Genomic DNA, 24,467 nt, shown 5'->3' on the forward strand with positions numbered 1-24,467 from the left:
CGTCCGCGGCCGGCCTTTGTCCGGCTGCGGGACGCTCGCCGCCGCGGCCTTGCCTACAGGAAGAAATCCGAGGCCTGGATCGCGGTGAGCCCGGCGACCTTGATCGAGAAGTCGGCCGCGCCGTCGCCGTTCACGTCGCCATAGACGAAGACGCTGCCGCTCACCGTCTTGTACTGCAACTCGCCGGCGTGACGGGTGAAGGCGCCGGTGCCGAGGAAGTGGAAGGACTGGTCGCCGGCGGTGGTCGTGTCGGCGTCGATGCCGCGCAGGTCGATCCTGTCGCCTTCGGCGCGGTGGAAGTCGAGGATGGTGTCGCGGCCGACGGCCGATACCGCACTGTCCGATGCGGCGTTGAACACGAACCGGTCGGCGCCCAGGCCGCCGGTCAGCTGGTCGGCGCCGGCGCCGCCGACCAGGACGTCGTTGCCGCCGCGGCCGTCGAGCCGGTCGTTGCCTTCCAGCCCCTTCAGGATGTTCGCGCCGGCATTGCCGAACAGCCGGTTCTCGAAGGCATTGCCGGTGCCGTCGATGTCGTGGACATTGGTCAGGACGAGGTCCTCGACCTTGCCCTTGCAGTGGCCGGCATCGGACAGGCTGAAGCTGATCGAGGCGTAGACCTTGTCGAGGCCGTTGCCGTTGCTCTCGTCCACGATGTCGCCGGCATTGTCGACATGGTAGGTGTCGCTGCCGCGCCAGCCGGTCATCGTGTCGGCGCCTCTGCCGCCGTTCAGCAGGTCGGCCGCGTATCCTCCGAAGATCACGTCGTTGCCGTCGTCACCGAAGAGGTCGTTGCCGTTGTAGGATCCATAGATGCGGTCGGCGCCGTCGCCGCCATGGACGATTGTGTAGCCGTCGCGAGCGCCGATCTTCGGATTAGGGCTCGCAAAGGCGTTGATCGTGTCGTCACCGCCGCCGCCGAAGATGATGTCGTCGACCGTGTCGAACTCGTCGACGCCGATGACATTGTCTCCCGGGCCGCCGGAGGTGAAGCGCTTGCCCAGGTCTCTCCCCGCGTCGACGGCCTCGTCGCCGAGGATGACGATGCCGCGGAAATTGCTGCCGACAACATCGACCGTGTAGTCGCCCTTTGCGCCATGCAGATCCTCGACGCCGATGAAGAAGGTCCCGCTGGTCGCAGCGGTGAAGCGGAGCGCGCTATACGTCCCGCTGCGGTTGCCGCCCTGGGCCAGCTCGACGCCGTTGGCGTCGAACAGCCGCAGGTCCGGCGTGCCGCCGACGCCGTCCGCCGTCAGGTCTCGGCCGAAGAAGCGATAGGTCGTGCCGGCGACCAGGTCGAGCCTGATCCAGTCGCTGTCGTTCGTGCTCTCGAACACGCCGGAACAGGAGGCGGCCACCTGCACATCGCCCACGAACCTTGCCGTCGTGGTGGTGTTGCCGGGGATGTCGACCATGGCATGCTCGCTCTGGAAATGGGCGGTCGCCTCCGCCCCACCGGGGGAGGCGATCGATCATGGCGAGCTATTTTCGCTGACGCTGCGTCATTTGCAAGCGGCAATCCGGCGCAGCCGGCATGGCCGGGCGGCGCCGGCCGGCCTCACGCTGCGGCCGCGGTCCTGCGGCGGTCGGCCATCAGGCAGAGCAGCTCGAACATCACCACCATGGCGTTCATCGCGGTGATCTGGTTCGGGTTGTCCTTGGTCGGCATGATGCAGACCACGTCGGCGCCGACCAGGTTCAGGCCGCGCAGGCCCTGGAGCATGCGCATGGCGTCGCCGATGCGGATGCCGGGATAGCCGGGCTCCAGGTTGGAGACGCCGGGCGCGTCCGCCGGATCGAGGCTGTCGAGGTCGAAGGTGACGTAGACCGGCAGGTCGCCGACGCGCTCGCGCACCGTCTCGACCACGCCGGCGACGCCGCGCTCCTCGATCTCGTCCATGCCGATGATGCGGTAGCCCAGTTCCTCGCTGGTGTTCTTCGATCCGGGCGTGCCGACATTCGGCCGGATGCCGATCTGGGTCGAGCAATGGGCGTCGACATGGCCCTCGGCCACCGTATAGCTCGCCCAGTGCGCCGAGGAGCGGCGGCTGCCGAGCCAATGGGGCAGGTGGTTGTAGCTGTCGGTATGGGCGTCGAAGTGCACCAGGGCGACCTTGCGCCCGTCGGTCAGGCGCGAATGCGGCCCGGCCACGGCCTTGAGCAGCGGCCCGGTGATGCCGTGGTCGCCGCCCATGGCCACGATGCGTACGCCGGCATCGTTGAAGCGGCGGGCATAGGCCTCGATGTGCTCGACGGAGACGTCGTTGACCATGGCCTCGGGCAGCGGCACGTCGCCGGCGTCGTTGATGCGGCAGATGTCCCAGGGCGTGATGCCGAAGCGGCCATGGCTGCGCCGGTACTGGGCCGAGACGTGGCGCACGGCCCGGGGGCCGAGATGCTGGTCGCGCTCGGTCGAGCCGTTGCCGGAGGAGTGCGGCACGCCGAGCAGGGCGATGTCGCTGTCGGCTGGGTTTTCGGTCCAGGGGCAGCGGAAGAAGGTGGGGATGCCCCACCAGTACCAGCGGCCCATCTCCTTGCGGGCAGCGTCGAAATCGATGTCGGTCATGGCAGTCGTCCAGTTGGGAAGGCGTGCTCGTGCGCCGGCCGGGGCGGCCCGTCAGTGCCGCAGCTGCGACAGGAAGGCCTGCGCCCGCGCCGACTCCGGCGCGGTGAAGAATTTTTCGGGCGGGGCGACCTCGACGATGCGGCCGCGGTCCATGAAGACGATCTCGTCCGCCACTTTGCGGGCGAATGCCATCTCGTGGGTGACGCAGACCATGGTGATGCCGTCGCCCGCGAGCTCGACCATCACGTCCAGCACCTCGCCGACCATCTCCGGGTCGAGCGCCGATGTCGGCTCGTCGAACAGCATCACCTTCGGCTCCATGCACAGCGCCCGGGCGATGGCGACGCGCTGCTGCTGGCCGCCGGAGAGCTGGCGGGGATATTTGTGCGCCTGCTCGGCGATGTGGACGCGGCTGAGGAAACGCTGCGCGAGAGCCTCGGCGCGGGAGCGCTCGAGCCGTCGCGCCTTCATCGGCGCCAGGACGCAGTTCTCCAGCACGGTGAGGTGCGGGAAGAGGTTGAAGTTCTGGAACACCATGCCGACCTCGCGTCGCATGGCTTCGACGGCCCGACGCCCCTTCGGCTCGACGCCGTCGATGGCGACGAGGCCGCTGTCATGGGGAACGAGGTGGTTCATGCAGCGGATCAGCGTGGACTTGCCCGAGCCGGAGGGCCCGCAGATCACCACCTTGGCGCCCCGGGCGATGCTCAGGCTGACGCCGTCCAGGGCCTGGAAGTCGGCATAGGCCTTCCGGACATTCTCGATGCGGATCATTTCGGACATGGGATCACCGGTCTCGGGCGGTCAGGAGCGGCGGGTGAAGGCGAGAGCCTGCTGCACCAGGCCGGGGCCGGCGGGCGCGGCCGGGGCGTTCCAGGCAAGCCGGCGCTCGAGGAGGCCCTGCAGGAACACCAGCGCGTAGACCATGACGAGGTAGTAGACGAGCGCGGCGGCGTAGTACTCGGTGAACTGGAAGGTGGTGGCGACGGCCCGGGAGGTCACGCTCAAGAGCTCGGACAGGGAGATGACCGAGGCGAGCGAGGTGATCTTGAGCAGCGTGATGAACTCGTTGGCCGTCGGCGGCAGCGCCACGCGCGCGGCCTGGGGCAGCAGCACGTGGCGCAGGATCTGCAGCCGGGTGAGGCCGAGCGCGATGCCGGCCAGCTTCTGGTCGGGGTCGACGGCGCCGAGCGCCGCCCGGTTTATCTCGGTCTGGTAGGCCGCCTCGTTCAGGCTGAGCGCGATCCAGGCGGCGAGGAAGGGCGAGAACCAGGGCTCGCGGAAGATCGGAAAGAACTGCGGCAGCGCGTTCCAGACGAAGAGCAACTGGAGCAGGGTGGGGGCGCCGCGCAGCATGCCGAGAAAGCCCTTTACCAGCCAGCGCAGCGGGCCGGGCGGCCCGCCGACATAGAGCGCCGCCGGGATGGAGATGGCGATGCCCACCCCGTGGGACAGGATGGCGAGCGCGACCGTCACCAATGCGCCTTGCAGGAAGGCCTGGGAGAACAGGGCTCCGAGGAAGACCGAGACATCGAAGCTCATCGCGCCGTCTCCATGCCGGGCGCGGGCGTCACGGGCGCGAGCCGGGAACGAGGTTGTCCTGCGACAGGCCCCATTTGCGCGCGACCTCGCCCAGGCTTCCGTCCTTGACCAGGGCCGCGACCGCGGCGGCGACCGCCGCCTCGTCGCCGTCGGCGCGGCGGATGAAGACGGCGAAGTCGGCCGCGTCGGGGAAGGTGTAGATCGTCTTGAACCGGCCGGCGTTCTGCAGGCTGCGATAGGCGAGCTCGGTGTCCTGCGACACCGCCGCTTCGGCGCGGCGGACCAGCACCTGCTGGATGACGTCGGTCTGCTTGGGATAGGTCTGGATGCGGATGGCGGGGCGGCCGGCCGCAGCCAGCTCCGCATTGACCTTCTCCAGCCGGGCGAGATAGCTCGTGCCCGCCTGCACGGCGACGACCTTGCCGGAGAGGTCGGCCGGTTCCTTGATCGCGAGGTCGGAGCCGGCATCGGTGAACATCAGCACCGCCGTCGAGAAATAGGGGATGCCGGGATAGGACTTGGTTCGCTCCGGCGTCATCAGGATGCCGCTGATCACCGCGTCGCAGCGCCCGGCCTCGAGGCCCGGCAGCAGGCCGGTGAACTCGGAGACGATGACCCGCGGCTCGACCTGCCAATGGGCCGCCAGGGCCTTGGCGAAGTCGATGTCGAAGCCGACGGGTTCGGCATTGCCGGCGGATTCGAAGAATTCGAGCGGCGGAAAGGTCGCGTCCGTGCAGACGGTCAGGGTCTTGTCCGCGACGAAGGACGGCGCAGGAGCCTGCGCGGCGGCGGCGTGGGCCGACAGGGCCAGAGCGACGGCGCCGGCAAGGCCGGATTTGAACAGGCGCGACATGGAGCGATTCCCCGATTTTCTGGTGGGCCCGGAGCTCGGCCGAACCTTCCGGCCGATGGCCTCGACGCCGGCTTCCTCCGCCCTGTTCGCCATATGGGGAAAAAGTTCGTATATAGTCAACTAAATTCGTTTATAGAGAACTTGCGCCTTGTGCTATGAGGCGCGGGATCGATCATGCCCAGGAGCGCCGATGCGCAAGGACCCGCCGATTGCCAGTCCCAGGCCCCACCGGCCGCCGGTGAAGTTCGGCCACCTCATCCGGGAGCGCCGCCGCCAGCTCAACCTGACCCTGGAGAGCGTCGCCGAGACGGTGGAGCTGACCAAGAGCTTCCTGAGCGACATCGAGAACGACAAGACCTCGCCCTCCGTCGCCTCGCTGGTGCGGCTGTGCGACGCCCTCGGCCTGTCGATCGGCGACCTGTTCAACTCCACCGCGTCCGCGGTGGTGCGCGCGGCGGAGCGGCCCGGCATCGGCTTCGGGGGCACCGGCGTGCGCGACTCGCTGCTGACGGCCAGCAACAGCACGCGTCTGCAGGCCTTGTGGTCGGAGATCGAGCCGGGCGGCACCGGCGGCGACAAGCTGTACTCGCTGCGGGCGGACGAGGAGTTCATCCTCGTGGTCTCCGGCCGGCTCTCGGTGAGGGTGGAGGCCGAGACCTTCGAGCTTGAGCCGGGGGATTCCATGACCTTCGACCCGCGCCTGCCGCACACTTTCTTCAACCCCTCGCAGACCGAGAAGACGGTTGCGATCTTCGTCATGACGCCGCGCCCGTCCTGAGGCGGGCGGCGTCCTCAAGGCCGGGGGCCGGCCGGGCGATCGAGCCGGTCGAGGAAACGGTAATATTCCCCGACGATCGGGATGAACCAGGGATTGCCGGTATAGCCGGGCAGCGTCCGGGCCGGGTTCGCCGCGAAGGCGCTGGGCTCGCTCCCCCCGAGGATGTCGCCGGCCAGGCAATGGCCGAAATGGCTCATCAGCGCCACGCCCTGGCCGCAGCAGCCCATGGCGAAATGGATGCCCTCATGCGCGCCGAGATGAGGCAGGGAATCGAAGGTGAAGGCGACCGAGCCGGTCCAGCTGTGGGTGATCCCGGCGTCCGCCAGGCTCGGGAACACGTCGCTCATCGACCGGCGCAGGCGCCGGGCGCTTTCCACGATGCTGATCGGACGGAAGCTGGTGCGGCCGCCGAAGATCATCCGCCGGCCGTCGGGCGACAGGCGATAGTAGTAGAGGTTGCGCTTGGTGTCCTGGATCATCCGGCCCGCGGGGATGAGAGCGGCGAGGCGCGCCGGATCGAGCTCCTCGGTGGCGATGATGTAGCTGCCGATGGGGATGACGCGGCGGCGGAACCAGGGCAGGGCGCGGCCGGTATAGGCATTGGTAGCGACGACCACCCGCTCGGCGCGCACCGGCCCGCCGGTCGTGGCGAGGCGGAAGCCGCCGGCCTCGCGTGCCAGCGCCTCGACGCGGCAGCGGCTGGCGAAGGCGACGCCCGCCCGCTCGCAGGCCCGGACCAGCCCGGCGTGATAGCGGGCCGGATGCAGCCCGCCGGCGAATTCGGTGATGCGGCCACCGTGGTAGAGCTCCGAGGCGACCTCGGCCGCCTGATCGGCCTTCGCCACCATGCGGGTCTTGACCCCGAGCGTGTCGAGGCGGGCGGCCTCCTCGGCCAGGGCGTCGAAATGCCTGGGTGCATAGGCGGCGAAATACATGCCGCTGCGGCGGTAGGCGCAGTCGATGTCCTCCTCGGCGATCAGCCGCTCGAGGAAGAGCACCGAACTCTGCGCCTCGAAGAACATCCGGTCGGCGGCCTCGCGGCCGAAGCCCCGGACCATGTCGGGATGGGAGACCTTGAGCGTGCCGGACACCATGCCGCCATTGCGCGTGCTGGCGCCTTCGCCGAGGTCGCCGGCCTCGATCACCAGGACGCGAGCCCCGGCCTTGGCCAGGCGCAGGGCGGCGTTCAGCCCGGTATAGCCAGAGCCGATGACGGCAGCGTCGACCGGCGCGGCGGGCAGGGGCTGCGCCTCGCCGCGCAGGCGATGCTCCCACCAGTAGGGTTCCTGCGAGAGCAGGGGATCGGGACCGGGCTGCACGGCCACTCCGCCGAGTATGTTGCGAACAAAGTTCGTCTATAACGAATTTGATGTGGCCGCAAGCAAGCCCGACGGCGGACATGGAAGCGTCATCGGACAGAAAGGGCGTCATCCGGCGAAATAGCCGGGTTTGGATGGACCGTGCCGGATTTCGCGGGATAGGACCGGACCACGAACAGCCGAGAGCGATAAGGTCATCGGCGAAAATCGGACGCTCGGTGCCTTTGAGGATGGTGGAGGACGCTCAGTCGATCTTAGAGCGAGCGGCGTGCTCAATCAGCGCCCGGCATGCTGCATGCACTCCGGGTGTCATATCCGCCTCGGCTTCGCTCCATTCGGCTCGCTTGCGCTCCCGGACGTCCGGATGCCATCGCTCGATGTCCCAGTCGGTAAAGCCGACCTGATCTGCTCTATCATCGGCCAAATACAGCGCGACGAGCGGTCCTTTCGATCCATTCAGTTCGTCCCAAACAGGATGCGAGATGTTTACGAGGCACACCATCTCCCGGGCAGCTTGCATCGCGGTAATCCGGCCGCCGATACAAGCCTGAGCGACGTCGATAGCCCTTTTGAGCGCTGCTGCATGGTCCATGTCGGCAAATGTCGCACGTTCGTCTGCGATCAGCCAGACCGGCGGCCGTCGTCGGGCAGCAAGCAGCCGATTTACCAGGATCGATCGATGCCGTGTCGCCCGGCGTGGTGGAGTTGTCGGTGGAAGATGTGGCCATCTCCCCCTCGAATACGAAAGGCTGAGACGCTATGTCCATTTGGGCGGCCCGTTCCGCGGCATGCAACAACGAGGGTTGACCGGCTTTTCGGTCAGAGCCTCATGCATGGGGAACGGGCCATGGACCAAAATACAACGACTTTCGTGGCGATGGATACGCACAAGCGGACGATTTCGGTGGCGATCGCCGAAGGTGGGCGGCGAGGCGAAACACGGTTCCTGGGCGAGATCACGAGCCGTCCGGAGGCGGTCGCCAAGCTGGTGGAGCGGCTCTCGAAGAAGCACGCTCAATTGGCGTTCTGCTATGAGGCCGGGCCTTGCGGCTACGGGCTCTATCGGCAGATCGTCGCGCTCGGCCACGAATGCGTGGTGGTGGCGCCGTCGCTGGTGCCCACTCGGCCCGGCGACCGGGTGAAGACGGATCGCCGCGATGCGGTGACCCAGGCCTCGCTGTTCCGGTCGGGCGAATTGACACCGGTCTGGGTTCCCGACGAGGCGCACGAAGCCATGCGTGACCTATGCCGCGCCAGGCAGGCGGCGGTGGAGACCTTGCGGCGAGCACGCCAACAGGTGACCGGCTTTCTTCTGCGGCACGATCGGGTCTATTCAGACGGCAAACATTGGAGCGGCAAATATCGCAAATGGCTTGCTGGCCAGCGGTTTGATCATCCCGCGCGGCAGATCGCATTCGAGGAGCTTGTACAGGCAATGGAGGAGGCGCTGGCGCGACGCGACCGGCTGGCCAAGCAGATGCAGGAGCTTCTGCCCTCCTGGTCGCTTGCGAAGGTCGTCGCGGCCATTCAAGCCTTGCGCGGCATCGCCGCGATTTCGGCGATGACTTTGGTCGCCGAAATCGGCGACTTCCGCCGCTTCTCCAACCCGAGGCAACTCATGGCTTATCTCGGGCTGTGCCCAAGCGAGCGGTCGTCCGGCGCCAAGACGGCGCGTGGCGGCATAACGAAGGCGGGCAACACGCGCGGGCGGCGCATGCTCGTCGAAGGCGCCTGGACATATCGCTCACCAGCGCGCGTCGGACTCGCGATTTTGGAGCGCAACGAATTCCTGCCGCAGTCTGTCAAGGAAATCGCCTGGAAGGCGCAGGTGCGGCTGTGCGCGAGATATCGTCGACTTGCGAAGGCTGGAAAGCCGATCAATGTCGTCTGCGTCGCCATCGCGCGCGAACTCGCCGCATTTGTTTGGGCCATTGCGACAAATCCCGCCATCACCGCCGCCTGAAAGAAGACAGGCTGCCGAAAAGAGGGAGAACTGTCGAAATCCGTCGTTGAACATCTGCTCATCGCCGGAGGCGGAGGCACGGTAGGGCAATCCTCGCTGTGATTCTGTGGCCGATCGAAAGGTCGACGCCCGGCTTGAGACAGAGGCAGGCCCGAGACGAAAACGCGGTCTTGCGGTAGCCAACCCGCGCATCAGAGTCTGATCAACCGTCGTCTCGAAGCCTTCGCCTCCGGCTATGCGCAGGACAAACTGAATAGGCCGCTGCCGCGGAACAGATCTGCTTGCCAAAGCCTCTTGAAAATGGACATGAGAATCACAGGCTGACCTGACAGCCATAGCCGTGAACGGTCCGCGTGAGCGGGGCAACCCCATTCTTGCCTCCGACCCGATGGTCAGATTTGCTTCATATTTTGGAAATTTTCGAGAACAAAAAAAGAACTTGCGTCAGAAAGAACAAAATGCGTACATGTCGGCACGTGACGAATCCGTTCATGCTTGTTAGGGAATCGAGGCGATGAGTCAGGCGCAGTTGCGGTTGGTCGAAGGGATTTCCATGGACAAGACGAAGGCGCTCGACGCGGCCCTTTCCCAGATCGAGCGTGCGTTCGGCAAGGGCTCGATCATGCGGCTCGGCAAGAGCTCGAAGACGCTGGAGATCGAGACAATCTCCACCGGCTCGCTCGGCCTCGACATCGCCCTCGGCGTCGGCGGCCTGCCAAGGGGCCGGGTCATCGAGATCTACGGGCCGGAATCATCGGGCAAGACGACGCTGGCGCTGCATTGCATCGCCGAGGCCCAGCGCAAGAGTGGCGTCTGCGCCTTCATCGACGCCGAACATGCGCTCGACCCGGTCTATGCCCGCAAGCTCGGCGTCAATCTCGACGATCTCCTGATCTCCCAGCCCGATACCGGCGAACAGGCGCTGGAGATCTGCGACACGCTGGTGCGCTCGGGCGCGGTCGACGTCATCGTCGTCGACTCGGTCGCGGCGCTGACGCCGAAGGCCGAGATCGAGGGCGAGATGGGCGAGGCGCAGCCCGGCCTGCAGGCCAGGCTGATGAGCCAGGCGCTGCGCAAGCTCACCGCCTCGATCGGCCGCTCCAACACCATGGTGATCTTCATCAACCAGATCCGCATGAAGATCGGCGTGATGTATGGCAGCCCGGAGACGACGACCGGCGGCAATGCGCTGAAGTTCTATGCCTCGGTGCGGCTCGACATCCGTCGGATCGGCGCGATCAAGGAGCGTGACGAGGTCATCGGCAACCAGACCCGGGTCAAGGTGGTCAAGAACAAGGTGGCGCCGCCGTTCAAGCAGATCGAGTTCGATATCATGTACGGCGAGGGCGTCTCGAAGGCCGGCGAACTGATCGACCTCGGCGTCAAGGCCGGCGTGGTGGAGAAGTCCGGTTCCTGGTTCTCCTATGAGAGCCAGCGCCTCGGCCAGGGCCGCGAGAACGCCAAGCAGTTCCTGAAGGACAATGCCGACATCGCCGACCGGATCGAGAGCGCCATCCGCCAGAACGCCGGACTGATCGCCGAGCGTATCCTCGAGAACATCGATCCGTCCGAGGCCGACGCGGACGACTGAGCCTGGCCTGGGCGGCGCCGGGCGCCCGAGGCATCCCCGACATGTCTTTTGGAACCCGCCGGGCCGCCTCGGCGGGTTCCGGCGTTGCGACGATCCTCGACAGAGGCGAGGTGCGTCGCTACAACGCGCTGCTTTCGACCCATGAGGACCGGCGCGTCCGGCACGAACAGGCATAACAGGCGATGAGCGGCGTCAACGAGATCAGGTCCACCTTCCTCGACTATTTCGGGCGCAACGGCCACGAGGTCGTCGCGTCCTCGCCGCTCGTGCCGCGCAACGACCCGACATTGATGTTCACCAATGCCGGCATGGTGCAGTTCAAGAACGTCTTCACCGGGATGGAGAAGCGCTCCTACCAGCGCGCCGTCACCAGCCAGAAATGCGTGCGCGCCGGCGGCAAGCACAACGACCTCGACAATGTCGGCTACACCGCGCGCCATCACACCTTCTTCGAGATGCTGGGGAACTTCTCCTTCGGCGACTATTTCAAGGAGCGGGCGATCGAGCTGGCCTGGAACCTGATCACGCGCGACTTCGGCCTGCCGAAATCGCGCCTCCTGGTCACGGTCTATTCCGAGGACGACGACGCCCACGCCCTGTGGAGGAAGATCGCCGGCCTCTCCGACGACCGCATCATCCGCATCCCGACCTCGGACAATTTCTGGCGCATGGGCGACACCGGCCCCTGCGGCCCGTGCTCGGAGATCTTCTACGATCACGGCGAGGGCATCTTCGGCGGGCCGCCCGGCTCGCCCGACGAGGATGGCGACCGCTTCATCGAGATCTGGAACCTGGTCTTCATGCAGTTCGAGGAGCAGGCGGGCGGCGGGCGCATCGACCTGCCGCGTCCCTCCATCGACACCGGCATGGGCCTGGAGCGCGTCGCTGCGGTGCTGCAGCACAAGCACAACAACTACGATATCGACCTGTTCCAGGCGCTGATCCGCGCCTCGGTCGAGGCGATCGGCGTCCCGGCCGACGGCCCGCATGCCGCCAGCCATCGCGTCATCGCCGACCATCTGCGCGCCTCCTCCTTCCTGGTCGCCGACGGCGTGCTGCCCTCGAACGAGGGGCGCGGCAACGTGCTCAGGCGCATCATGCGCCGAGCCATGCGCCATGCCTCCCTGCTCGGCGCCAAGGACCCGGTGATGTGGAAGCTGGTGCCGGCGCTGGTGCGCGAGATGGGCGCCGCCTATCCCGAGCTGGCGCGGGCCGAGGCGCTGATCGCCGAGACGCTGCGGCTGGAGGAGAAGAGCTTCCACCGCACGCTGGAGCGCGGCCTTGCCCTGCTCGACGCCGAGGCGGCCAAGCTCGGCGACGGCCAGGTGTTCTCCGGCGAGGTCGCGTTCACGCTCTACGACACCTATGGCTTCCCGCTCGACCTGACGCAGGACGCGCTGCGCTCGCGCAACATCATCGTCGACGAAGCGTCCTATCGCGAGGCGATGCAGCGTCAGAAGGACAAGGCCCGGGCGGCCTGGGCCGGTTCCGGCGATGCCGCCACCGAGGCGGTCTGGTTCTCCCTGCGCGAGAGCGCCGGCGCCACCGAGTTCCTCGGCTACGAGACCGAGACGGCTGAGGGCGTCGCCCTGGCGCTGGTCAGGGACGGCCGCCAGGTCGAGGCCCTCGCCGCCGGCGAGAGCGGGTTCGTCGTGCTCAACCAGACGCCTTTCTACGCCGAATCGGGCGGCCAGCAGGGCGACACCGGCCTGATCTCCGCCGCTGGCCTCAAGGTTCGCGTCACCGATACGCACAAGAAGCTCGGCGATCTCTTCATCCACGCCGCCACGGTCGAAGAGGGGACGCTCAAGGTCGGCGAGGCGCTCGAGCTTGCCGTCGACCATGCCAGGCGCACGGCGATCCGGGCCAACCATTCGGCAACGCACCTGCTGCACGAGGCGCTGCGCCTGACGCTCGGCGATCATGTCGCCCAGAAGGGATCGCTGGTGTCGCCGGACCGGCTGCGCTTCGATTTCTCGCACCCCAAGCCCATCACCGACGAGGAACTGGCCGAGATCGAGGATCTGGCCAATGCCATCGTGCTGCAGAACGGGCCGGTCACCACCCATCTGATGAGCCAGGAGGACGCGATCGCCTCCGGGGCGCGGGCGCTGTTCGGCGAGAAGTATGGCGACGAGGTTCGCGTGGTCTCGATGGGGCAGGGGCTGCCGGGCTCCAACAAGGCCTGGTCGGTGGAGCTGTGCGGCGGCACGCATGTGGCCCGCACCGGCGATATCGGCCTGGTGCGCGTGGTCTCGGAAGGCGCCGTCGCGGCCGGCGTGCGCCGGATCGAGGCGTTGACCGCCGAGGGCGCGCGCCGTCACCTCGCGCAGGAAAGCCGGCTGCTGCGCGGTCTCGCCGACCTGTTGCGCGTGCCGGTGCACGAGGCCGGCGAGCGCCTCACCACCGTGCTCGACGAGCGGCGCAAGCTGGAACGCGACCTGGCCGAGACGCGCAAGAAGCTGGCCATGGGCGGCGGGACGGCCGCGGCCGAGATCCGTACGGCCGGGCGCTTCAAGGTGATGGCGCGGGCGGTGTCGGGCGTCGAGCTCAAGGATCTGAAAGCGCTCGCCGACGAGGGCAAGAAGCAGGTGGGATCCGGCGTCGTCGCCATCGTCGCCACTGCCGAGGACGGTCGTGCCGGGCTGGTCGTCGGCGTCACCGATGATCTGACCGGCTCGCTCAATGCGGTCGAGCTGGTGCGCAAGGGCTCGGAGGCGCTGGGCGGCAAGGGCGGCGGCGGCAGGCCGGACCTGGCTCAGGCCGGCGGCCCGGACGGCTCGAAGGCCGAGGCGGCGCTCGAGGCCATCACTGCGGCCGTGGCGGCGGCCTGACCATGGCCAGGCCGCAGCAGCCCGTTCCGAACTGGATGAAGCCGCTCTGGGTGCGGCTGCTGTTCTCGCTTGCGCCCGGCGTCTGGGCGGTGTTCGAGTTCCTCAACGCCCAGGTCGGCTGGGCGGCGATGTTCGCCGCCGCCTCGGTCTGGGGTTTCTGGTCGCTGGTGGTGAAGTACGATCCGGCCGAGGGGGGCAAGGGCGACACGCCGGAGGCGTGACACGCGCGTCTCCGGCCAGGTCATCCACCGGACGGAGCCTGGCCCGACGCGTGGTCCAGGAAAGGGCTCGAAAAAGCCGTGACCTGACCCTCTGAACGTAGAAGCCCGGCTCTCATGCGAGGCCGGGCTCTGAAATCGTCGATCGGGAGAGGCCGGCACCGTGGGCGCCGGCCGTCGAGGGCGAGGATCAACCCATCGCCTTCTTGAGGTTCTCGTCGATCTTGTCGAGGAAGCCGGTGGTCGAGAGCCACTTCTGCTCCGGGCCGACCAGCAGCGCCAGATCCTTGGTCATCGAGCCGTTTTCGACCGTGCTGACGCAGACGGTCTCCAGGGTCGAGGCGAAGCGGGCGAGCTCGGCATTGTCGTCGAGCTTGGCGCGATGGGCGAGGCCGCGCGTCCAGGCGAAGATCGAGGCGATGGAGTTGGTCGAGGTCTCCTTGCCCTTCTGGTGCTCGCGATAGTGCCGGGTGACGGTGCCGTGGGCCGCCTCAGCCTCGACGGTCTTGCCGTCCGGGGTCAGCAGCACCGAGGTCATCAGGCCGAGCGAGCCGAAGCCCTGGGCCACGATGTCGGACTGCACGTCTCCGTCATAGTTCTTGCAGGCCCAGATATAGCCGCCCGACCACTTCAGCGCCGAGGCGACCATGTCGTCGATCAGGCGGTGCTCGTAGTGCAGCTTGCGCTTCTCGTACTCGGCCTTGAACTCGGCCTCGTACACCTCGGCGAAGACGTCCTTGAAGCGGCCGTCATAGGCCTTGAGGATGGTGTTCTTCGTCGAGAGATAGACGGGATAGTTGCGCTGCAGGCCGTAGTTGAACGACGCCCGGGCGAAGTCGCGGATCGAGTCGTCGAGGTTGTACATGGCCAGCGCCACGCCGGAGCCCGGCGCCTTGTACACCTCCTTCTCGATCACCTGGCCGTCCTCGCCGACGAACTTGATCGTCAGCGTGCCCTTGCCGGGCATGCGGAAGTCGGTGGCGCGGTACTGGTCGCCGAAGGCATGGCGGCCGACGACGATCGGCTGGGTCCAGCCGGGCACGAGGCGCGGCACGTTCTTGCAGATGATCGGCTCGCGGAAGATCACGCCGCCGAGGATATTGCGGATGGTGCCGTTCGGCGACTTCCACATCTCCTTGAGCGAGAACTCCTTCACGCGCGCCTCGTCGGGCGTGATCGTGGCGCACTTCACCGCCACGCCGCAGCGCTTGGTGGCCTCGGCCGCTTCCACCGTCACCCGGTCGTTGGTGAGGTCGCGATTCTGGACGCTGAGGTCGTAATAATCGAGGTTGATGTCGAGATAGGGGAAGATCAGCTTGTCCTTGATCTGCTGCCAGATGATCCGGGTCATCTCGTCGCCGTCCATGTCGACGACCGGATTGGCCACCTTGATCTTCGCCATCGTGCTCGCGCCTCGCGCCTTGGGGGAATGCGCGGGCTATAGCATCGCCCCGCCGGCTGGGGAAGCGGCCGCGCCCCGGTCTCCCGACGCGCGCAGGCCGCCGGCGCGTGCCGGCGGCCCGGTGGGAAGCCGTGCCGCGATCAGCGGCAGACGACTTTCTTGCGATAGACCCAGCCATAATAGGGGTCGTAGACGCGGAACACCTTCTTGAAGCAGTAGCGGCCATAGCCGTAGCCATAGCCGGAATTCCAGTAGTGGGGGCCGCCCCAGTAGCCGCCGCCGTAATAGCCGCCGCCGTAATAATGGGCTTGCGAGCCGGTGGCGGACAGGCCGAGGGCGCCGGCCGCCAGGACGAGGGCGAGAATGGTCTTGCGCATGGTCGTCATCCCTGGGTTGGGACACGGGCAATGCCGTGCCGATGGGGAAAGACTAGGCAGGGACCGGCCGGCAGGCCGTGCGAAGCGTCACGGGGTGAGGTGGCACCGGACGGGACGATCCTGTAGAGCACGTGATCCGTCATTGGGAGTTGGTGAGGCCGATGCCGCCCGTCGTGATCCTCGTGCGTCCGCAGCTTGCCGAGAACATCGGCATGTGCGCCCGCGCCATGTTGAATTTCGGCCTGACCGAAATGCGCCTCGTCGCTCCGCGGGACGGCTGGCCGAAGAAAGGCGCGCGCCAGGCGTCCTCCGGCGCAGCCTCGGTGCTGGACGAGGCCCGCCTGTTCGACACCACCGAAGCTGCGATCGCCGATCTCAATCGCGTCTACGCCACCACGGCGCGCGAGCGCGGCCAGCTCAAGCCCTGCCTGGCCGCCGACGAGGCTGCCGCCATGATGCGGGGCCTGCCGGAGGGGGCGCGGGCGGGCGTGCTGTTCGGGCCGGAGCGCATGGGCCTGTCCAACGACGACGTGGCTCTGGCCGACACCATCATCTCCTTTCCGGTCAATCCCGAGTTCTCTTCGATCAACCTGGCGCAGGCCGTGCTGCTGGTCGGCTACGAATGGTGGAAGCTCCAATCCGGCGGCCAGGCGCCGATCGCGCCGACGCGGGTGCCGCCGCCGGCCGAGCGCGGCCACATGCTGTCCTTCTTCGACTATCTGGAGCGGGAGCTCGATGCGACCGGCTTCCTCACCCCGCCGGAGAAACGCCCGCAGATGGTGCGCAACCTGCGCAACATCTGGCACCGCCTGGCCATGACCGAGCAGGACGTGCAGACCATGCGCGGTGTCGTCGCCGCCTTGGTGACGGGCCGGCGGGGCGGGCGGTCCGGGCGGGAGAAGGCGCCGCCGGCGGGGAGCGACGGCACGCCGGACTGACCGCGCCCAGGCGATCGGCCCGGACGCGATTTTTCCGGTTCTGGAAACCCTTCGTTCACCCTCTTCGCGTTGAATGGACCCCGAGCCCGATTGGGTATTGCGTACGGGCGCAAGTTTCATGCGGCGGTTGGTCCAGTCTCGCAACGATGGGCTGGGGAGGCGGCCCTCCGGGGTCGACCTCCTGGCCGGAACGGTCTATGCAGCGGCGGTCATGCCCGTTCGCGCGCCTTCCGTCCTCGTGTTCGATTCAGGCCTCGGCGGCCTCACTGTGTTTTCCGAGCTGCAGAGGACGCTGGCCGGGGCGCGCTTCGTCTATGCCGCGGACGATGCGGCCTTTCCCTATGGCGGGCTGCCCGAGGAACGGCTGATCGCGCGCGTGGCCGCGGTCATGGATCGTCTGATCGACCGCCATCGTCCCGACCTGGTGGTGATCGCCTGCAACACCGCCTCGACCCTGGTTCTGCCGGCGCTGCGACAGCGATTCTCCGTACCCTTCGTCGGCACCGTACCGGCGATCAAGCCGGCGGCGACCTTGACGCGCAGCGGCCGCGTCGCCGTGCTGGGAACGCCGGGCACAGTGACGCGCGACTATACGCGGGCTCTGATCGATACCTATGCCGCCGGTATCGAGGTGACGCTGGTCGGCGCCACGGGGCTGGCGGCGTTGGCCGAGGCGCATCTCAAGGGCGAGGCCGTCGCCGACCAGGCCGTGCTGGCGGAGATAGCACCCTGCTTCGTCGACAGGGACGGGCGCCGTACCGATGTGGTGACGCTCGCCTGCACCCATTACCCGCTGCTGCTCGATGCCTTGCGCCGTGTCGCTCCCTGGCCCGTCACCTGGCTCGATCCGGCCCCGGCCATCGCCCGCCGCGCGGCTGACCTGATCGGACCGCGTCCGCCGGCGCCGCCGGCGGAAGGTCTGGCGGTCTTCACCAGTGGTGCCGCCGTGACGGATGCGCTGCGCGCCGCGCTCGCCGGCCGCAGCCTGCCCGAGGTGACGATCGAGGCCATGCCGCTTGCCCTGCATTAGCGGCGATGTCGCAGATTTGACATCCGGGCGTCTTTGCACTAATGCCACGCCGTCGCGCGGGGCCTTCGGGTCCCGCGTGGTATTTTACGCACCCGCGATGCGCCGGCTTGCCGGAGCGTCTGTCGGCCGGTTTCCGGCAGAGGAGGGCGCGTTCCTCACCTGTTTCGCAATTCCCGAGAGGACGCGATGTCGAAGCGCCACGCCGCCAAGTACAAGATCGATCGCCGTATGGGCGAGAATATCTGGGGCCGCAGCAAGAGCCCCGTCACCCGCCGCGAGTACGGCCCCGGCCAGCACGGCCAGCGCCGCAAGGGCAAGCTGTCGGATTACGGCACCCAGCTCAAGGCCAAGCAGAAGCTGAAGGGCTATTACGGCTCGATCTCCGAGAAGCAGTTCCGCGGCGTCTATGCCGAGGCGATCCGGCTGAAGGGCGACTCTTCCGCCAACCTGATCGGCCTGCTCGAGCGGCGCCTGGACGCGGTGGTCTACCGCGCCAAGTTCGTGCCGACCGTGTTCGCCGCCCGCCAGTTCGTCAACCACGGCCACATCAAGGTCAACGGTCGCCGTGTCAACGTGCCGTCCTTCAAGGTCAAACCCGGCGACGTGATCGAGGTCAAGTCCGCGTCCAAGCAGCTTGCCCTGGTGCTCGAGGCCTCAGCCTCCGCCGAGCGTGACGTGCCGGACTATATCGAGGTCGATCATTCCAAGATGACCGCCAAGTATGTCCGCATCCCCACCCTGCAGGACGTGCCCTATCCCGTGCAGATGGAGCCCAACCTGGTGGTCGAGTTCTACTCGCGCTAAGCCAAGCGCGTTCCTATCGTCGATGACCGGCCGCCGCGGCAACGCGGCGGCCGTTGTCGTCTGTGGCCCTGCAGGGCCGGGCCGGCGATGATCTTCCGGACGCGCCGGAAATCCAACGCAAGAAGAGCCTGGCAGAAAGCGGGACGGGAGGGCGACATTGCGCCCGGCTTGACCGTTTCTGACGGACAGGGCGGATATTTTTCCTGTTATTCGCTCAGCAGGGGCGCTGTCCGATTGGCTTTTTCCGGAATTTTTGCGATGCATCTTAATTATTGTGCGTCGCAAACAAGTTTATCGCCGGCCGGAATTCTGATCATTTCGAGTAATTCTTGTTGAGTTCAATCCCTGGTTGTGCCGGGTGAACTATTCGCAACACTCAAGCCTGCTATGCGAATCGCAAAAGAAGGGTCTCCGGCCTTTTCTTTTCTAGCTCTTCGGCTCACTTTGCCGCCGGGAGGGACAGCGATGGTGTACACGCTTTGGGGAGAACCCGGATCGGGTTCCTTCATGATCGAGGCGGCCCTGGCGGAGGCCGGGCAGAGCGTCGAACTGATCGACCTGGATCTCGACAAGGACGAACATCGCTCGGAGCAATTCCTCGCCATCAATCCTTCCGGCAAGATTCCGGCCCTGCGCTTTCCCGACGGCGAGGTGCTGGTGCAGTCTGCCGCCATCTTGCTGGCGCTCGACGAGGCCCATCCCGAGGCGGGGCTGATGCCCAAGCCCGGAGCGCCCGACCGGCGTTTCGCCCTGCGCTGGGCGATGCATATCGCCTCGGAGATCTATCCGCTGATCGAGGTGTCGGATTACCCCCTGCGCTTCGCGCCGCCCGAGACATCGGAGGTCGGCATGCGCTCCCTGGTGCGCCGACGGATCCGCGAGCGCTGGATGCTGATGGAGCATCAGGCGGCGGGCGAGGGCAGCTTTCTGCTCAGCGGCTTCTCGGCCATCGATCTGGCGATCGCCGTGATCAGCGACTGGGCGATCGGCCCGCAATGGCGTGGCAAGGAATGCCCCAAGCTCGACGCGATCGCCAAGGCCGTCTCCCGGCGCGACAAGATCGCGCCAATCTGGCGGCGGCATTTCCCCGAAGACGTTGTGGCCGGCGAGCGCCAAACCTAAGCAGCTTCTCGCGGCTCTCGCCACGATTGATTTTGCATTTTCAATGCAGAACCAACGCTGCTCAAACTTACAGGTGCAAGCAGGTTCGAGAGAACCTGGCTATGGATTGGCGCTCCGCTCGGCCCGAAGTTGCGGCGGAGCGACGAAGGCCGCGACCGCCGCCTCCTCGACGCCGGCGGCCTGCAGCAGACGTCTGGCGATTTCGGCCGCGGGAGCGCGTAGCGGCTCGTCCGGCCGGATCAAGTGGAAGGCGACGGGGTTGCGGGCTGTGCGCGGATCGAGCACCACGACCTTGCCGGCCTCGATCGCTGCCTGCGCCAGCGCCGGGCGAGCCAGCGCCAGGCCCAGTCCCTGGATGCAGGCGTCGATCACGAGATTGTAGTCCTCGAAGCGACGGTCCTTGGGGCGCGGCGCGTAGCCGAGGCCCGCACCGGCAAGCCAGAGGCGCCAGCCCTCGATGTTGGAATCGTGCAGGAGCGGCCAGTCCAGCAACCGGACGGGGGACGGCGGCGATCCGATTCGTGCCGCGAGCGCCGGCGCGGCGATCGGCACCATGTCTTCCCGCCACAACTGCACGCTGCGGATGCCGGCCCAGGGGCCGCGGCCGCAACGGACGGCAAGGTCGATGCCCTCGGCAAAATCGGCAAGGCGGTGCTCCAGCACCAGGTCGACGTGAAGGTCCGTCGCCTCGATGACGTCGAGCCGGGAGAACAGCCAGAGCGAGGCGATCGACGGGGTGACCGAAAGCCGCACCACCGCCGGCCCGCGGCGCGGGATCCAGCGGTCACCGTCCCCTCCGAGCAGCGCCAGCGCCTCCTCGGCACGGCTGAAGAAGCGATGCCCGTCAGGCGTCAATGTCACGCCCCGTGACGCGCGCCGGAACAGCTTGACGCCCATCCAGCGCTCCAGGCGCGACACCTGCCGCGATATCGCGCCGTGGGTCAGGCCGAGCCGCTGTGCGGCGGCGGAGAAGGAGCCGCTGCGAGCTGCGTGGGCAAAGGCCTCGAGCGTGTCGAGCGGTGGCAATTCGACGGAGCTGTGAACCATGCTCACATCTGATCCGCGATCGCCGAGCTTTTCAACCCAGTTCGTCGGCCCTATGCCGCTGGGAGGAACCGGCGCGGACCGGGCGGAAGCAGGCGGAGAGCACATGACGGCTGTGACAGCGACCGACAATCGGCAAGGGGTCGACGCGGTTGCGCTCGCCTGCATTGGCGTGACCGTCGTGACCTGGGCGTCCTCCTTCGCCGCGATCCGCGTCGGCTTGCGGGCCCTGTCCCCGCTCGACCTGGCTGCGGCGCGCTATCTCGGCGCCGCGGTGCCGGCGGGCCTCTACCTGCTGGCGATGCATCGGACCCTGCCGGATCGCAGGACCCTGGCGCGGCTCTCGATCGTCGGTCTCCTGTTCGTCACCGGCTATGCCATGCTGCTCAACATGGGCGAGATGACGGTGCCCGCGGGGGCCGCGAGCTTCATCATCAACACCATGCCGGTGTTCGTGGCCCTGATGGCGGCGCCGTTGCTGGGAGAGCGCTTCGGCCTCGGCGCCTGGGCCGGCACGGCGATCTCCTTTGCCGGCGTCGGCCTGATCGCGGTGAGCACCGGCGGCAGCATCAGCCTCGACACCGGCGCGTTGCTGATCCTGGGGGCGGCGCTCTGTTCGGCCATTGCCAATATCCTGCAGAAGCCGGTGCTCGGCGCCATGCCGCCCCTGGCGGTCACGGCCTGGGTGCTGATCCTCGGCGCGGCGCCCTTCCTCGTCGCGATACCCTCGGCGGCAGCCAGTCTCGCCGCGGCGCCCGAGGATGCCGTCCTGAGCGTCGCCTATCTCGTGCTCGTGCCGACGGCAATCGGCTATGCCACCTGGGCCGTGGCGCTCAAGCGCCTGCCCGCCGGCCGCGCCGCCAACTTCCTCTACTGCGTGCCGCCGACGGCGACGCTGATCGGCTACGCCTGGCTGGGCGAGACCTTGACCAGCCTCGGCGTCGCCGGCGGTGCCATGGCGATCGGCGGCGTCGCTGTGGTGAATTTGACCCGGGCGCGCTGAAAGATGCGCTGTCCTCCGCGGGTGCGGGGTGGCACAAACGAAAAGCGGCGTGAAGGCCGTAACCTTCACGCCGCGCGTTTCATGCGATGATAGGGAGGAAACCGTTCAGGCGCCGGCAGGCAGCTTGACCGGAATGCCCTTCTCCTGGAACAGGCTGGCCAGTTCGCCCGACTGGAACATCTCGCGGGTGATGTCGCAACCGCCGAGGAATTCCCCCTTGACGTAGAGCTGGGGAATGGTCGGCCAGTTGGAGAAATCCTTGATGCCGTTGCGCAGCTCGGGATTGTCGAGGACGTTGTGGTCCTTGTAGGGGACGCCGAGATAGTCGAGGATCTGCACGACCTGGCCGGAGAACCCGCACATCGGGAAAGCCTTTGTGCCCTTCATGAACAGCACCACGTCGTTGCTGCCGATCTCGGATTGGATGAAGGCGTTGATGTCGCTCATGTCGTGATGTCCTGTTGGCGTCCCCCTATATTAGGGAGCTGGCACGCCGGTTGTAAGGGCCAGTGCATGCAAAACGCCGCCCATATTGCCCTTGAGCGCGGCATAGACCATCTGGTGCTGCTGGACGCGCGACTTGCCACGGAACGCCTCGGAGACGACGGACGCAGCATAGTGGTCGCCGTCGCCCGCCAGGTCCCGGATTTCGACTTGTGCATCGGGGAAGGACTGCTTGATCAGCGCCTCGATGTCGGCGGCTTTCATGGCCATGGCCGGAAGATCTCGTCTGTTCCTATGCGGCTTCGCGCCGGCTCGACATCAGGGTGGGCAGGAATCCTTCATGCCGAGCCTTCAGCTCGGCAACGAGGATGGGCTGTTCTTCCGGCAGGATCAAGGCGTCGCCTCCGGTTGTGCCCAGGACCAGGGCGGGCACGCCGGCGGCGCGAGCCTGCGCCATCACGCCGGCGGCGGCGTCCGCCCTGGCCGTGACGACGTAGCGCGCCTGATCCTCGCCGAACCAGAAGGCGTGGGAGGGGATGCCGGCTGCGCCGCCGATCAGGTTGACGCCGATGCCGCCCGCCATCGCCATCTCCGCCAGGGCCACCAGCAGGCCGCCGTCGGACACGTCATGGCATGCGGTGACCTCGCCGGCGCGGATCAGGTCGCGCACGAGATCGCCGTTGTGCTTCTCGGCGGCGAGGTCGACGGGCGGCGGGGCGCCTTCCTCCCGGCCGGCGATCTCGGCCAGCCAGATCGACTGGCCGAGCCAGCCGGTGGTCTCGCCGAGCACGATCACGGTCTCGCCGGCGGCCTTTATGGCGATGGTCGCCGTGGCCGCGACGTCGTCGACAAGGCCGACGCCACCGATCGTCGGGGTCGGCAGGATGCCGCGGCCGTTGGTCTCGTTGTAGAGCGACACATTGCCGGAGACGATCGGGAAGTCGAGTGCCCGGCAGGCTGCGCCGATGCCGTCCAGGCAACCGACGAACTGGCCCATGATCTCCGGCCGCTCCGGATTGCCGAAGTTCAGGTTGTCGGTGACCGCCAGCGGCTGCCCGCCGACGGCGGTGATGTTGCGCCAAGCCTCGGCCACCGCCTGCTTGCCGCCCTCGAAGGGATCGGCCTCGCAATAGCGCGGTGTCACGTCGCTGGTCATGACCAGGCCCTTGGGGCCGTCCAGCACGCGGATCACGGCGGCGTCGCCGCCGGGAGGCTGCACGGTGTTGCCGAGAATCAGGTGGTCGTACTGCTCCCAGACCCAGCGGCGCGAAGACAGTTCGGGCGAGCCGATCAGGCGCAGCAGCGCCTCCGATTCGGGCACGCTCCTGTCCACCTCCGCGCCGGTGAGGACCGGCCTTGCCGGCGTCGGCACATGCGGGCGGTCGTAGACCGGCGCCTCGTCGCCGAGTTCCTTGATCGGCAGGTCCGCCTTGACCTCGCCGTGGTGCAGGATGCGGAAGCGCAGGTCGTCGGTGGTACGGCCGATCACCGCGAAGTCCAGGCCCCATTTGCGGAAGATCGCCTCGGCCTCGGCTTCCTGGCCGGGCTTGAGCACCATCAGCATGCGCTCCTGGCTCTCGGACAGCATCATCTCGTAGGCGGTCATGCCGTCCTCGCGGGTCGGCACCTTGTCGAGGTCGAGCTCGACGCCGAGGTCGCCCTTGGCGCCCATCTCGACGGCCGAGCAGGTCAGGCCCGCCGCGCCCATGTCCTGGATGGCGATGATCGAATCGGTCGCCATCAGCTCCAGGCAGGCCTCGAGCAGCAGCTTCTCGGCAAAGGGGTCGCCGACCTGTACGGTCGGACGCTTTTCCTCCGACTTGTCGTCGAACTCGGCCGAGGCCATGGTCGCGCCGTGGATGCCGTCGCGGCCGGTCTTGGAGCCGAGATAGACGATCGGATTGCCGACGCCTGAGGCCTTGGCATAGAAGATCTTGTCCGCCTCGGCGAGGCCGAGCGCGAAGGCGTTGACCAGGATATTGCCGTCATAGCGGCTGTGGAAGCGCACCGAGCCGCCCACGGTCGGCACGCCGAAGGAGTTGCCGTAGCCGCCGACACCCGCGACGACGCCCGAGACCAGGTGCCGGGTCCTGGGGTGGTCCGGCGCGCCGAAGGACAGGGCGTTCATGCAGGCGATCGGCCGGGCGCCCATGGTGAAGACGTCGCGCAGGATGCCGCCGACCCCGGTGGTCGCGCCCTGATAGGGCTCGATGAAGGAGGGGTGGTTGTGGCTCTCCATCTTGAAGACGGCGGCCTGCCCGTCGCCGATGTCGATGACGCCGGCATTCTCGCCCGGGCCCTGGATGACGCAGCGCCCGGTGACGGGCAGCTTCCTCAGGTGCAGGCGCGAGGACTTGTACGAGCAGTGCTCGTTCCACATGGCCGAGAAGATGCCGAGCTCGGTGAAGGTCGGGCGGCGGCCGATCAGCTTGAGGATGTGCTGATACTCGTCCGGCTTGAGGCCATGCTGGGCCACGAGCTCCGGCGTGATCTTGGGCTCGGTCTGGGTCTTGGGCTCGGCCTTGGCGGAGGCTGACATGCGACGCTCGGCTCCCTCGGAACGGTCAGGGGAGGCGATAGGGCGTCAGGCGCGGAATGTAAACGGGCAAACGCTGCGCCCCGTGCAACCCCGGGCCCCGGAC

At 67.4% G+C, this 24,467-nt stretch carries 23 protein-coding genes; 10 read left to right on the plus strand and 13 right to left on the minus strand.

Annotated elements, in window-relative coordinates; genetic code table 11:
• Positions 1–53: 53 nt before the first annotated feature.
• The 5 genes from AC27L4_RS29345 to AC27L4_RS29365 form a co-directional block, all read right to left on the minus strand.
• On the minus strand, positions 54–1,412 hold the full coding sequence (locus tag AC27L4_RS29345; RefSeq protein ID WP_487146166.1) for a calcium-binding protein: 1,359 nt from the start codon (positions 1,410–1,412) through the stop codon (positions 54–56).
• 143 nt (positions 1,413–1,555) lie between these two features.
• The gene (locus AC27L4_RS29350) at positions 1,556–2,563 is read right to left on the minus strand and encodes an arginase family protein (RefSeq protein WP_487146167.1); all 1,008 of its coding nucleotides are present in this window, start codon (positions 2,561–2,563) and stop codon (positions 1,556–1,558) included.
• Between the two features lie 51 nt (positions 2,564–2,614).
• On the minus strand, positions 2,615–3,346 hold the full coding sequence (locus AC27L4_RS29355; protein WP_487146168.1) for an amino acid ABC transporter ATP-binding protein: 732 nt from the start codon (positions 3,344–3,346) through the stop codon (positions 2,615–2,617).
• Between the two features lie 21 nt (positions 3,347–3,367).
• A complete protein-coding gene (locus AC27L4_RS29360; protein WP_487146169.1) occupies positions 3,368–4,105 on the minus strand; it encodes an amino acid ABC transporter permease in 738 nt (245 codons plus the stop codon).
• Positions 4,106–4,133: 28 nt separating this feature from the next.
• On the minus strand, positions 4,134–4,958 hold the full coding sequence (locus AC27L4_RS29365) for a transporter substrate-binding domain-containing protein (RefSeq protein ID WP_487146170.1): 825 nt from the start codon (positions 4,956–4,958) through the stop codon (positions 4,134–4,136).
• A gap of 190 nt (positions 4,959–5,148) precedes the next feature.
• Here AC27L4_RS29365 and AC27L4_RS29370 point away from each other — a divergent pair, with 190 nt between their 5' ends.
• Positions 5,149–5,736 (plus strand): helix-turn-helix domain-containing protein, encoded by a 588-nt coding sequence (locus AC27L4_RS29370; protein WP_487146171.1) that lies wholly within the window; start codon positions 5,149–5,151, stop codon positions 5,734–5,736.
• A gap of 14 nt (positions 5,737–5,750) precedes the next feature.
• On the opposite strand, the gene AC27L4_RS29375 is transcribed toward AC27L4_RS29370, so the two are convergent.
• Positions 5,751–7,055, minus strand: coding sequence for an NAD(P)/FAD-dependent oxidoreductase (locus AC27L4_RS29375; protein ID WP_487146172.1), 1,305 nt, complete (start codon positions 7,053–7,055; stop codon positions 5,751–5,753).
• A gap of 244 nt (positions 7,056–7,299) precedes the next feature.
• Positions 7,300–7,647, minus strand: coding sequence for a hypothetical protein (locus AC27L4_RS29380; protein ID WP_487146173.1), 348 nt, complete (start codon positions 7,645–7,647; stop codon positions 7,300–7,302).
• Between the two features lie 255 nt (positions 7,648–7,902).
• Here AC27L4_RS29380 and AC27L4_RS29385 point away from each other — a divergent pair, with 255 nt between their 5' ends.
• From AC27L4_RS29385 to AC27L4_RS29400, 4 genes are all read left to right on the plus strand, one after another.
• Entirely contained in the window at positions 7,903–9,018 is a 1,116-nt protein-coding gene (locus AC27L4_RS29385; protein WP_487141059.1) for an IS110 family RNA-guided transposase, read from the plus strand.
• Between the two features lie 514 nt (positions 9,019–9,532).
• Positions 9,533–10,609 carry a recombinase RecA gene (gene recA, locus AC27L4_RS29390; RefSeq protein ID WP_487146174.1) on the plus strand — a complete coding sequence of 359 codons (1,077 nt, stop codon included), beginning with the start codon at positions 9,533–9,535 and terminating at the stop codon, positions 10,607–10,609.
• A gap of 182 nt (positions 10,610–10,791) precedes the next feature.
• A complete protein-coding gene (gene alaS, locus AC27L4_RS29395) occupies positions 10,792–13,443 on the plus strand; it encodes an alanine--tRNA ligase (protein ID WP_487146175.1) in 2,652 nt (883 codons plus the stop codon).
• A 2-nt stretch (positions 13,444–13,445) separates the two neighbouring features.
• The gene (locus AC27L4_RS29400; RefSeq protein ID WP_487146176.1) at positions 13,446–13,664 is read left to right on the plus strand and encodes a hypothetical protein; all 219 of its coding nucleotides are present in this window, start codon (positions 13,446–13,448) and stop codon (positions 13,662–13,664) included.
• A 187-nt stretch (positions 13,665–13,851) separates the two neighbouring features.
• On the opposite strand, the gene AC27L4_RS29405 is transcribed toward AC27L4_RS29400, so the two are convergent.
• Both AC27L4_RS29405 and AC27L4_RS29410 read right to left on the minus strand, forming a co-directional pair.
• Positions 13,852–15,063, minus strand: coding sequence for an NADP-dependent isocitrate dehydrogenase (locus tag AC27L4_RS29405; RefSeq protein WP_487146177.1), 1,212 nt, complete (start codon positions 15,061–15,063; stop codon positions 13,852–13,854).
• Between the two features lie 140 nt (positions 15,064–15,203).
• Positions 15,204–15,440 (minus strand): hypothetical protein, encoded by a 237-nt coding sequence (locus AC27L4_RS29410; RefSeq protein ID WP_487146178.1) that lies wholly within the window; start codon positions 15,438–15,440, stop codon positions 15,204–15,206.
• Between the two features lie 161 nt (positions 15,441–15,601).
• On the opposite strand from AC27L4_RS29410, the gene AC27L4_RS29415 reads away from it, so the two are divergent.
• The 4 genes from AC27L4_RS29415 to AC27L4_RS29430 all read left to right on the plus strand — a co-directional run bounded on the left by AC27L4_RS29415 (position 15,602) and on the right by AC27L4_RS29430 (position 19,334).
• A complete protein-coding gene (locus tag AC27L4_RS29415) occupies positions 15,602–16,378 on the plus strand; it encodes an RNA methyltransferase (protein ID WP_487146179.1) in 777 nt (258 codons plus the stop codon).
• A 211-nt stretch (positions 16,379–16,589) separates the two neighbouring features.
• The gene (gene murI / locus AC27L4_RS29420) at positions 16,590–17,408 is read left to right on the plus strand and encodes a glutamate racemase (protein WP_487146180.1); all 819 of its coding nucleotides are present in this window, start codon (positions 16,590–16,592) and stop codon (positions 17,406–17,408) included.
• Between the two features lie 186 nt (positions 17,409–17,594).
• On the plus strand, positions 17,595–18,212 hold the full coding sequence (gene rpsD / locus AC27L4_RS29425; RefSeq protein WP_487146181.1) for a 30S ribosomal protein S4: 618 nt from the start codon (positions 17,595–17,597) through the stop codon (positions 18,210–18,212).
• A 387-nt stretch (positions 18,213–18,599) separates the two neighbouring features.
• Complete coding sequence (locus AC27L4_RS29430; protein WP_487146182.1) at positions 18,600–19,334, plus strand: glutathione S-transferase family protein; 735 nt, start codon at positions 18,600–18,602, stop codon at positions 19,332–19,334.
• Positions 19,335–19,433: 99 nt separating this feature from the next.
• Here the strand turns inward: AC27L4_RS29430 and AC27L4_RS29435 are convergent, their stop codons facing one another.
• Complete coding sequence (locus tag AC27L4_RS29435; protein ID WP_487146183.1) at positions 19,434–20,381, minus strand: LysR family transcriptional regulator; 948 nt, start codon at positions 20,379–20,381, stop codon at positions 19,434–19,436.
• A gap of 103 nt (positions 20,382–20,484) precedes the next feature.
• On the opposite strand from AC27L4_RS29435, the gene AC27L4_RS29440 reads away from it, so the two are divergent.
• Positions 20,485–21,381, plus strand: a complete 897-nt coding sequence (locus AC27L4_RS29440) for a DMT family transporter (protein WP_487146184.1) — start codon at positions 20,485–20,487, stop codon at positions 21,379–21,381.
• A 105-nt stretch (positions 21,382–21,486) separates the two neighbouring features.
• Here the strand turns inward: AC27L4_RS29440 and grxD are convergent, their stop codons facing one another.
• The 3 genes from grxD to purL are packed head-to-tail and all read right to left on the minus strand — an operon-like array spanning position 21,487 to position 24,364.
• Positions 21,487–21,828 carry a Grx4 family monothiol glutaredoxin gene (gene grxD / locus AC27L4_RS29445; protein WP_487146186.1) on the minus strand — a complete coding sequence of 114 codons (342 nt, stop codon included), beginning with the start codon at positions 21,826–21,828 and terminating at the stop codon, positions 21,487–21,489.
• 30 nt (positions 21,829–21,858) lie between these two features.
• On the minus strand, positions 21,859–22,095 hold the full coding sequence (locus AC27L4_RS29450; RefSeq protein WP_487146187.1) for a BolA family protein: 237 nt from the start codon (positions 22,093–22,095) through the stop codon (positions 21,859–21,861).
• A gap of 22 nt (positions 22,096–22,117) precedes the next feature.
• Complete coding sequence (gene purL / locus AC27L4_RS29455) at positions 22,118–24,364, minus strand: phosphoribosylformylglycinamidine synthase subunit PurL (RefSeq protein WP_487146188.1); 2,247 nt, start codon at positions 24,362–24,364, stop codon at positions 22,118–22,120.
• Positions 24,365–24,467 lie beyond the last annotated feature (103 nt).

It is taken from the genome of Labrys sp. Lb11, assembly GCF_057554225.1.

What these genes read in the sequence shown, in the direction of transcription:
- AC27L4_RS29345 (WP_487146166.1), bottom strand. Translation starts at nt 1,412, where the DNA reads ATGGTCGACATCCCCGGCAACACCACCACGACGGCAAGGTTCGTGGGC.
- AC27L4_RS29350 (WP_487146167.1), bottom strand. Translation starts at nt 2,563, where the DNA reads ATGACCGACATCGATTTCGACGCTGCCCGCAAGGAGATGGGCCGCTGG.
- AC27L4_RS29355 (WP_487146168.1), bottom strand. Translation starts at nt 3,346, where the DNA reads ATGTCCGAAATGATCCGCATCGAGAATGTCCGGAAGGCCTATGCCGAC.
- AC27L4_RS29360 (WP_487146169.1), bottom strand. Translation starts at nt 4,105, where the DNA reads ATGAGCTTCGATGTCTCGGTCTTCCTCGGAGCCCTGTTCTCCCAGGCC.
- AC27L4_RS29365 (WP_487146170.1), bottom strand. Translation starts at nt 4,958, where the DNA reads ATGTCGCGCCTGTTCAAATCCGGCCTTGCCGGCGCCGTCGCTCTGGCC.
- AC27L4_RS29370 (WP_487146171.1), top strand. Translation starts at nt 5,149, where the DNA reads ATGCGCAAGGACCCGCCGATTGCCAGTCCCAGGCCCCACCGGCCGCCG.
- AC27L4_RS29380 (WP_487146173.1), bottom strand. Translation starts at nt 7,647, where the DNA reads ATGGACCATGCAGCAGCGCTCAAAAGGGCTATCGACGTCGCTCAGGCT.
- AC27L4_RS29385 (WP_487141059.1), top strand. Translation starts at nt 7,903, where the DNA reads ATGGACCAAAATACAACGACTTTCGTGGCGATGGATACGCACAAGCGG.
- recA (WP_487146174.1), top strand. Translation starts at nt 9,533, where the DNA reads ATGAGTCAGGCGCAGTTGCGGTTGGTCGAAGGGATTTCCATGGACAAG.
- alaS (WP_487146175.1), top strand. Translation starts at nt 10,792, where the DNA reads ATGAGCGGCGTCAACGAGATCAGGTCCACCTTCCTCGACTATTTCGGG.
- AC27L4_RS29400 (WP_487146176.1), top strand. Translation starts at nt 13,446, where the DNA reads ATGGCCAGGCCGCAGCAGCCCGTTCCGAACTGGATGAAGCCGCTCTGG.
- AC27L4_RS29405 (WP_487146177.1), bottom strand. Translation starts at nt 15,063, where the DNA reads ATGGCGAAGATCAAGGTGGCCAATCCGGTCGTCGACATGGACGGCGAC.
- AC27L4_RS29410 (WP_487146178.1), bottom strand. Translation starts at nt 15,440, where the DNA reads ATGCGCAAGACCATTCTCGCCCTCGTCCTGGCGGCCGGCGCCCTCGGC.
- AC27L4_RS29415 (WP_487146179.1), top strand. Translation starts at nt 15,602, where the DNA reads ATGCCGCCCGTCGTGATCCTCGTGCGTCCGCAGCTTGCCGAGAACATC.
- murI (WP_487146180.1), top strand. Translation starts at nt 16,590, where the DNA reads ATGCCCGTTCGCGCGCCTTCCGTCCTCGTGTTCGATTCAGGCCTCGGC.
- rpsD (WP_487146181.1), top strand. Translation starts at nt 17,595, where the DNA reads ATGTCGAAGCGCCACGCCGCCAAGTACAAGATCGATCGCCGTATGGGC.
- AC27L4_RS29430 (WP_487146182.1), top strand. Translation starts at nt 18,600, where the DNA reads ATGCGAATCGCAAAAGAAGGGTCTCCGGCCTTTTCTTTTCTAGCTCTT.
- AC27L4_RS29435 (WP_487146183.1), bottom strand. Translation starts at nt 20,381, where the DNA reads ATGGTTCACAGCTCCGTCGAATTGCCACCGCTCGACACGCTCGAGGCC.
- AC27L4_RS29440 (WP_487146184.1), top strand. Translation starts at nt 20,485, where the DNA reads ATGACGGCTGTGACAGCGACCGACAATCGGCAAGGGGTCGACGCGGTT.
- grxD (WP_487146186.1), bottom strand. Translation starts at nt 21,828, where the DNA reads ATGAGCGACATCAACGCCTTCATCCAATCCGAGATCGGCAGCAACGAC.
- AC27L4_RS29450 (WP_487146187.1), bottom strand. Translation starts at nt 22,095, where the DNA reads ATGGCCATGAAAGCCGCCGACATCGAGGCGCTGATCAAGCAGTCCTTC.
- purL (WP_487146188.1), bottom strand. Translation starts at nt 24,364, where the DNA reads ATGTCAGCCTCCGCCAAGGCCGAGCCCAAGACCCAGACCGAGCCCAAG.